The sequence below is a fragment of the Streptomyces sp. PU-14G genome, from assembly GCF_041028275.1.
GTDB lineage: Bacteria > Actinomycetota > Actinomycetes > Streptomycetales > Streptomycetaceae > Streptomyces.
Window position 1 is genome coordinate 1 of the sequence record NZ_JASKYT010000319.1, and the last position, 8,437, is coordinate 8,437.

At 74.8% G+C, this 8,437-nt stretch carries 8 protein-coding genes; all 8 read left to right on the forward strand.

Going from position 1 to position 8,437, the window contains the following annotated elements; genetic code table 11:
- Positions 1 to 215 precede the first annotated feature (215 nt).
- Positions 216 to 896 (forward strand): LuxR C-terminal-related transcriptional regulator, encoded by a 681-nt coding sequence (locus AB8Z75_RS27350; protein WP_369206537.1) that lies wholly within the window; start codon positions 216 to 218, stop codon positions 894 to 896.
- A 371-nt stretch (positions 897 to 1,267) separates the two neighbouring features.
- A complete protein-coding gene (locus AB8Z75_RS27355; protein WP_369206539.1) occupies positions 1,268 to 2,473 on the forward strand; it encodes a glycosyltransferase family 2 protein in 1,206 nt (401 codons plus the stop codon).
- A gap of 158 nt (positions 2,474 to 2,631) precedes the next feature.
- Positions 2,632 to 3,816 carry a class II D-tagatose-bisphosphate aldolase, non-catalytic subunit gene (locus AB8Z75_RS27360; protein ID WP_369206541.1) on the forward strand — a complete coding sequence of 395 codons (1,185 nt, stop codon included), beginning with the start codon at positions 2,632 to 2,634 and terminating at the stop codon, positions 3,814 to 3,816.
- Positions 3,813 to 4,739: a hypothetical protein gene (locus AB8Z75_RS27365; protein ID WP_369206543.1), complete on the forward strand. Its 927-nt coding sequence runs from the start codon at positions 3,813 to 3,815 to the stop codon at positions 4,737 to 4,739. Before AB8Z75_RS27360 ends, AB8Z75_RS27365 begins: the two co-directional genes overlap by 4 nt.
- 81 nt (positions 4,740 to 4,820) lie before the next feature.
- A complete protein-coding gene (locus tag AB8Z75_RS27370; protein ID WP_369206545.1) occupies positions 4,821 to 5,327 on the forward strand; it encodes a cupin domain-containing protein in 507 nt (168 codons plus the stop codon).
- A 3-nt stretch (positions 5,328 to 5,330) separates the two neighbouring features.
- Complete coding sequence (locus AB8Z75_RS27375) at positions 5,331 to 6,494, forward strand: DegT/DnrJ/EryC1/StrS family aminotransferase (protein ID WP_369206547.1); 1,164 nt, start codon at positions 5,331 to 5,333, stop codon at positions 6,492 to 6,494.
- A complete protein-coding gene (gene eis, locus AB8Z75_RS27380; protein WP_369206549.1) occupies positions 6,494 to 7,672 on the forward strand; it encodes an enhanced intracellular survival protein Eis in 1,179 nt (392 codons plus the stop codon). The genes AB8Z75_RS27375 and eis overlap by 1 nt, the downstream gene beginning before the upstream one ends.
- A gap of 195 nt (positions 7,673 to 7,867) precedes the next feature.
- Positions 7,868 to 8,437 (forward strand): DUF2064 domain-containing protein (locus tag AB8Z75_RS27385; protein ID WP_369206551.1); only part of this gene is annotated, 570 nt, incomplete at its 3' end.

Below are 8,437 nucleotides of genomic sequence, written 5' to 3' on the forward strand. Positions count from 1 at the left end.
GGCCAGAAGCGGGCCAGGAGAGGGGCGATGGGGCGATCGTCGGGGTGCTACGCGGGCCCTTCTCCCACGACGCGCAGCCCCCTCGGGCCTCGGCCCTCACTCCGTCAACTCGCTTCCCTGGGGCGGGAGTCTGCGAGATCATCACTCGCGGCAAGCAGCGCCGGACCACTCCCGCGACGGCGGAGGTGGGCCTACACGGGGATTGGGTGAGCCGCATGACCGAGACGCAGGCAACGCCGGGCACCGACGAGCGCACCGAGGCCCGACTGGCCGTCGCCGTACACGTCGAAGCCGAACTCCTCCGCCTGGGGCTCCAGGCGATGCTCCCCGGCCTCGGATGTGTCGAGCGCGCCGAGGAGTTCGGCCATACCGAGGCGCTCGACCGGGCGCTGGCCGAGCACAGGTTCCACGTGCTCATCCTCTCCAGCTCCAACTCGGGACACACCGCTGCGGGGCGGCTGCGCCACACCCACCCGGGGCTACGCACCCTCGTCGTCCTGGACCCCGCCGACGCCGAGTCCCACGGCGCACTCGCCCGCCTTCCCGCCGACGGCTACCTGCTGCGCGAGGAGTTGACCGCCGCGGCACTCGACCGTGCGCTGCGGCAGCTCGCCGCCGACGAGATGCCGATGCCGCTGCGCCTGGGGCGCCGCCTGCTGAGCCACGCGGGCGAGTCGGCGCACCTGCTGCCCGCGCGCACCGTGCGGCTGACCGCGCGCGAACACCAGGTGCTCGACCAGCTCGTCGCGGGCCTGAGCAACAAGCAGATCGCCCGCCGCCTGCGGATCTCGGAGCACGGCGTCAAGCGCCTGGTGAGCAGTGTTCTGCTGAAGCTCGGCGCCGCCAACCGCACGGCGGCGGTCGTCACCGCCATCAAACTCGGCCTCATCGACTGACAGGTCCGGAGCCGCGGACACGCCACCGGCCGATCCGGTGGGGAGCGGCGGGGCCGGGGGCTGCCCCAGCGGAGCGCAGGAGACGTGGTCGCGCTCCGCAGAGGTGCGGGGCACGGCTCCCTCTGGGGGCGCCTCCCGGCCGCAGTCCCCCAGCCTCCGGCCGGGAGGCGCCCCCACAAGCCACATCCCGGCCGCAGTCCCCACACCGCCAACAGCGGCGTCCCCTTACCGGAGTGAGAGCCGCGGGAAAAACACCCTAGCCGAACGGCTACCCCCATCCGCACAGCTCGATGCGGGCGGCCATCCGGGGCTGTCAGCGGTTGCCGGGCCGGGCCCACGATGAGCCCAGCCCCTGCCGAGAGGACCGCCAGATGAGCTGGAGGCACCAGGACCCCGCCGCCCTCGCGGACGCCGCGGTCAGCAGCGTCGCCCTCGTCGCCGACCCGTTCGCCCAGTCGGCGGCCCCCGGCTTCTGGGTATGGTCGCGCGAGGCGCACCAGGCGGTCGCCGACGCAGTTCTCGCCCTGCCCGGCGAGGACCTGCGCGAGCCGGCCCGTACGGTCGGCAGGGACCCAGCTGACATCACCGCCTGCCGGCGGCTGACCGCCGTACTGGCCGGCCGGTTCCGGGGCCGCGGGGACGCGCCCGAGGTCGCCCGCCTCGCGGAACTGGTCTGGGACGCCGAGTGCCGCTCGCGGCTGCGTATGCAGACCGGGAGTGAGCGGCCCGAGCGCCTCGCCACCCCCGAAGCCCGCGAGATCCTGCGCACTTCCCGGCCACCGGCCGCCCCCCGCGGACCGGTCGACGTGGCCGTCGTCATCCCGTTCCGGGAGCGCGGCGGCGACAGCGACCGCACCCGCAACCTGGCGGCCGTGCTGCACGCGCTCAACGACCAGAGCCACCCCCGCGACCGCTACCGCGTCGTCGTGGTGGAGGCGGACAGCGAGCCCCGCTGGGAGAGCGTGTACGCGCCCTGGTGCGACACCTACCTCTTCGCTGAGAACCCCGGACCGTTCAACTACTCCTGGACGCTGAACGCGGGCGTCGTGCACGGGGCCCGCCCCGCCGAGCTCGTCTGTGTGCTGGAGGCGGACATCCTCGTCGACCGCGGTTTCGTCGAGCGTGCCGTCGAACGGTTCCGGGAGCCCGGCACCCAGGCGCACTGGCCGTTTTCGGACCTGCTGTACCTGGATGAGGCCTCCAGCCACCAGGCCGTCACCGAGCGGTGTTCCCAGGGCAGGGCCACCGTGGACAGGGACGCGCTGCGGGGCGTCTTCCTGCGCCGTACGCCGGGCGCCTGCGTGTGGCTGCGGGAGAGCCTCTTCACCCGGATCGGCGGCTACGACGAGCGGTTCACCGCCGGATGGGGCGGCGCGGACAACGACTTCGCCTGGCGGGCCGACCTGCACGGCGGGCTCGACCGCCACCACGACCGCATGGTGCACCTGCACCACGCGCGCGCCGCCGACTGGTTCGACGCCGAGGGCGCGGGGGCCACGGCCTACGAGGCGTTCCCCTGGTGCACCTGGCCACCCGACTCCCGCATCGGCGACCTGAGCGCCTTCCGCTCCGGCTGACCGGCCTCGCACGCCGCCCACGGTCCCTGCCGGCCGCGCGCCGCGCACGGTCCCCGCCGGCCGCGCGAGGCGCATCGCCCCGGCCGGCCGCGCGCAGCGCATCGTCACAGAACTCCGGCCCCCGCGAGCAGGGCCCCCACGAACAGGGGAAGACATCCATGGAACCAGTGGTCGGCATCGGCCCGGTCTCTCGCACGACCGTCGACGCGGCGCTCGCCGTCGCCCGGCGCACCCGCACGCCGCTCATGCTCATCCCCAGCCGCCGCCAGGTGGACGCGGCCGAGTTCGGCGGCGGCTACCTGGGCTGGACGACCGAGGAGTTCGCCGCGTACGTGCGCGCCCGCGACCCGCAAGGGCTGACGATGCTGTGCCGGGACCACGGCGGCCCCTGGATGCACACGGCCGAGGCGCGGCTGGCCGACCCGGACGAGGCGCTCGACTCCTGCGTCCGCTCCTTCACCGCCGACCTGGACGCCGGGTTCGGGCTCCTGCACATCGACACCTCGGAGGGGCGGCCCGGCACGGGGCCCGTCTCCGCGCGGACGGCAGCCGCCCGGCTGGTGGAGCTGTACGCGCGGTGCCACGCGGAGGCCACCGCGCGCGGCAGGCAGGTGGCGTACGAGATCGGCTTCGAGCCGCAGGACGTCTCCACCAACGACCCCGACGAGTTCAAGGCGGCTCTCCGCCTCGTCCTGGAGGGTGTGGAGGCGGCGGGCGCGCCCAGGCCCCGCTACGTCGTGGCGCAGACCGGCACGAAGGTCGCCGAACTGCGCAACGTGGGGCGCTTCCACGACCCGCACGCGCGCGCCGAGACGCTGCGTCAGGTCTCCACACTGGCCGCCATCTGTCACCAGGAGGGCGTGCGGCTCAAGGCGCACAACTGCGACTACCTCACCACCGAGGAGACCGCCTCGTTGCTGCGCGCGGGCGTGGACGCGTTCAACGTCGCGCCCGAGTACGGCGTCACGGAGACCCGCGCCCTGCTGCGCGTCCTGGACGAAATGGAACTGGGCGGGGCGAAGGAGGACTTCCTGCGGCTCGCCCACGACAGCGGCAAGTGGCGCAAGTGGATGCTGGAGGCGACCGAGGCCACGGACGTCGAGCGCGCCGTCATCGCGGGGCACTACGTCTTCGGGACCCCGGAGGGGCTGCGGATCCGTGACGAGGCCGCCCGGGCCCTCGCGCGCCGGGGCAGACCGGCGCTGGAGACCGTGCTGCGCGAGGCGGTCGGCGCACGCATCGAGGCCGCGCTGCGCGCCGTGGCCGCGGTGCCGCGGGCCGCCGGAGCAGCGCACGCCCCGGGCGCGGCCGGGGCCGCCGGGGCCGCCGGGGCGCGGCGGTGAGCGCGCCCGCGGCCGACGTGTTCGCGCCCGAGACGCTCAGGCAGGCCGTCGACCGGATCCTGCGGGTTCCGGACGCGCACCGCACCTTCGCCAAGGACGCCGCCTTCGCCGAGGGGACCTGGGCCATCGGCCCCGACCTCCTCGAAGCCCTCCTCGACCACGGGCTCCCGCACCGCGGCGAGGGCGGCGAACGGCGCTTCGAGCGCACCGACCTGCACAACATCAGCACCTACCTGCGGCTGCCCTCGCCCTACTTCCAGGCCCTCACGCGCAAGGCGCTGGCCATGGACGCCGCCGCGCGGCAGGGCGAGCCGCACCGGCACGAGCTGGAACTGCGTGCCGAGTGCGCCGGCCCCGGACACGAGGGCGCCTGCGCGTTCACGCCGGTGCCGGGGCTGGAGCGCCACGGCGAGCCCGGCAGTCTGCGTGAGACCTCGCCCGGAGTGTTCACCGTAGGGGCGCGGCTGCCCTCCGACACGCACGTGTTCGACGCGGACCGCTCCGCGCTGCTGTCCCTCGTCGCCGACTGGGAGCTGTACGTGCTGCCCGACGGCGTCATCGAGGACGAGGGCTTCTCGCGCGCCACCCGGCTGGCCAACTGCCTCATCCCCACCCGGCTGCTGCTGCGGGAGGCCGAGCGGCGCGGTATCCGGGCCAGGCACGGGGCCGGGCTGCTGGTGGCGCCGCCGTTCACCACCCTGCACCACTGGGTGGAGTTCGACATCGAGGGCGCGTGGGTGCCGGCCGACCCCGTACTGCTGACCGCCTTCACACGCTGGGGCATGACGGAACCCGCCGCCTGGCCGTACAACCGCTCGGTCGCGGGCGCCGTCTGGCACCTGCTCACCTGGCCGCCCGAGGTCTTCTTCCCCGTCGTCCACGACCACGGGCGCCAGGCGCCCCTGCACATCTCCGCACGCTAGCCACCCGGAAAACCGCCACCTGGCCACCCCGGAAACCGGCCCGGAAAACCAGCCCGGAAAACCGCCACGGAAGGACCGCCCATGGGCAGCCCCGCGACCGACGCCCACTTCACCGCCATCAGCGAGCCGGCGGACGACACCGAAGCGCACCCCTCCCGCACGCCCCGCCAGGTGGCGCCCGGCGTGAGAGTCATCGAGTTCGCCGACACCAAGAAGGTCGTCAAGCTGTGGGGTCAGGAGCGCTGGCTGCACGAGGAGGAGGCGGACGGTCCCTACGGCTTCAAGTTCATCCGGATCAGGGCAGGGCACCGCACCTCCCTCCAGTACCACGAGCACAAGCGGGAGAGCTACTTCATCCTGGAGGGCGAGGCGGTGATGCACTACCGGGAGTCCCGTGACGGCGAGACGCTGCGGCTGCCCATGCCCGCCGGGACGCTCGCCCACGTGGATCCGGGCGCCGTGCACCGGGTGGAGGGCGTCACCGACATCGTGCTGGTGGAGGTGTCCACCTATGACGACGGCTCGGACAACGTGCGTCTGGAGGACGACTACGGGCGCGGCGACGGCCGGATAGCGGAAGAGCACTGAGCGATGGGTTTCCGCCATCCCGAGCACCGGCACGCCCGCGCGTACCGCCACGTCCCCAAGTACCGCTACCCCGCCCAGTTCGAGGGCGGGGAGAAGGAGTTGCTGGAGCGGATCGAGGAGCTGCTGCTGCGCGGCGGCTACGTGCTGGGGGAGGAGGTGGCCGAGTTCGAGCGGCGGCTGGCCGGATACCTGGGAGCCGCGCACACCGTCGGCGTCAACTCCGGGACGGACGCGCTGATCCTCACCCTGGACGCGCTCGGCGTCGGGCCCGGCGACGAGGTCGTCACCGTGGCCAACTCCTTCCACGCCACGGCCCAGGCCATCGCCAGGCGCGGCGCGACACCCGTGTACGTGGACTGCCGCGACGACGACTTCCTGATGGATCTGGACCGGCTGCCCGAGGCGCTCACCGAACGCACCCGCGCCGTGATCCTCGTCCACATGTTCGGCGCAGCGGCCGACGTGCCGCGCGCCGCGCGCCTCTGCCGCGACGCCGGGGTCGCTCTCGTCGAGGACTGCGCACAGGCCATCGGGGCGCGCAGCCACGGCGTCCGCGTCGGCACGGCCTCGGCGGCCGGCTGCTGGAGCTTCGCCCCCTCCAAGAACCTGGCCGCCGCCGGGGACGCCGGGGCCGTCAGCGTCCAGGACGACGAGCTCGCCGAACGGCTGCGCCTGCTGCGGCACTTCGGGCAGCCACGCCAGAACGAGCACCGCGTCCTGGGCTACAACTCCCGCCTCGACACTCTCCAGGCGCTGGTACTGCTGCACAAACTCGACCGGCTGGACGCCTGGAACGCCCGCCGCGCCGCCCACGCCGCGACCTACCGCGCACGGCTCGCCCCCTTCCCGCTGCGCTTCCAGCAGCCGGGGGAGGAGGGCGCACACGTCTACCACCTCTTCCAGGTGCGCACCGAGACGGAAGCAGTGCGCGACGGACTCCTCGACCACCTGACCGCCTGCGGCGTGGACGCCGTCGTCCGCTACCCCGTGCCCCTGCCGCACCAGCCGGCGCTCGACGGGCCCGCCGCCCGGCGCCACGCCTGCCCGGTCGCCGAGGAGCTGTCCCGGCAGACCCTGTGCCTGCCCATCCGGCCGGACCTCGACGCCGCCGAGATCGGGCACGTGTGCGACACCGTCGCCGGGTACTTCACCACGGAGGCGCCCTGATGGAGACCCGCGTGGGCCAGGCCGCGGACGACACCGAGACCGAGGGCTACCTCGCACTGGCCCGGCACGCCTTCGGCAAGACGCCCTACGACCACCCCACCCTGCTCGCCCACGGCACCGGCATGGTCGCGGTGCGCGGAACGCAGGTGCTCGGCGGCGGGCTCTTCCTGCCGTTCGCCCAGCACTTCGGCGGACGCCCCGTGCCCTCCGGCGGCGTCGCCTGGCTGGCCGTCGCCCCGTGGGAACGCGGCGCCGGACTCGCCCGCCGCCTCACCGAAGAGGGCGCCGACCGGCTCCGCCACGAACACGGGGCGCACCTCGCCGCCGCCTGGACCCCCGCGCCCGGCGTCTACCGCCGCTGGGGCTGGGAGTCGGCCGCCGTCGCCTCGCAGTACGTGCTGCACCCGGCCGAACTGCCCCCCGGGCCCGGCGGCTTCGAGATCGCCGTACCCGACGAGGCCGCCTGCACCCGCCTGCGCGACCGGCTCGCCGCCGGCTGGAACGGCCCCGTCCGCCGCCCCGCCTGGTGGCACGGCTGGAAGCGGCGTGTCACCGAGGGGGCGCTGACGCTCGGCGTCATGCGCGACGACACCCTCGCCGGGTACGCGACCGTCACCGTCGAACCGTGCACTCCCTGGGGCGTCACCGCCGTCGTGCACGACTTCTGGCACGAAGGCCTGGACGCGCTGCCCGCCCTGCTGGCGGCGGTCGGAGCCCGCTCCCCCCAGGTACGCGAGATCCGATTCCGCCGCTCCGTCCTGCCACGCCCCAGCCCCCTGCAGTGGGCGCTCGACCAGTACGCGGTGGTCGAGGAGGGCCGCTACCCGTGGGTGCTGACGCTGCTCGACGTACGGCGCGCACTCGAAGCCCGCGGCTGGGACCCGCACCCGAGCGGGGGCGTCGTCTTGGAGGTCGTCTCTCCCGAGGGCAAGAGCGCCGACTACGCCCTGACGTTCGAGGAGGGACTGCTGCACGCCCAGCGCGGCGGTTACCTGCCGGTCCGCCCCTCGTCGCGCACCGTGCGGCTGCCCGCGGGGACGCTGGCCGCCTGGTACGCGGGAGCCCTGACGCTGCGGCACGCCGCACGGCTGGGCCGCGCCGAAGGGCACGCACGCGACCTCGCCCTGCTCGACGCGCTGGCCGCAGGACCCACGCCATGGCTTCCGGACAGCTTCTGAGACCGGCCGGAGCCGGCCGCCCACGCCCCGGCGCTCCGCCCCGGCGACGCCGCGAGGGGGGACCGGCCCTGCGGAGGAGGGAGAAGACCGTATGACGCGCCGGACCCTGCCTCCGTCCGCCCCGGCCACCCCCGGACCGCGCGCTCCCGCGCGGCAGGCCGGAGGCGCCCGGCCCGCACATCGTGAGGTCCGGTGATGAGGGCGCCCACCACGCTGCTGGTCATCGCCAAGGAACCGCGCCCGGGGCGGGCCAAGACGCGGCTCGGTCCGGTCTTCACCCCGCACGGTGCGGCGGCGCTGGCCTCCGTCGCGCTCACCGACACGCTGCGGGCCGTGCTGGCGGCGCCCGCCCGGCGCCGCGTCCTCGTCCTGGACGGACAGCCGGGACCCTGGCTGCCGGAGCCCGAGGAGGGCGGCGGGCGGCTCGAAATCGTGCCGCAGCGCGGCGGCGGGCTCGACGAGCGGCTGGCCGCCGCCTTCGCCCTGTGCGACGGACCCGCGCTGCTCGTCGGCATGGACACCCCGCAACTGACCCCCGCGCTTCTGGCGCCCGCGACGGCACCGCACGCCTGGCGCGAGCGCGACGCCTTCTTCGGCCCCGCGGCGGACGGGGGGTTCTGGGCGCTCGGCCTGGCCGCCCCCGACCCCGGCCTGCTGCGCGGCGTCCCCATGTCCACCCCCACCACGGGACGCGCCCAGCGTGCCAGGCTGGTCGCGGCCGGACTGCGCGTCCACGACCTGCCCGAACTGCGGGACGTGGACGTG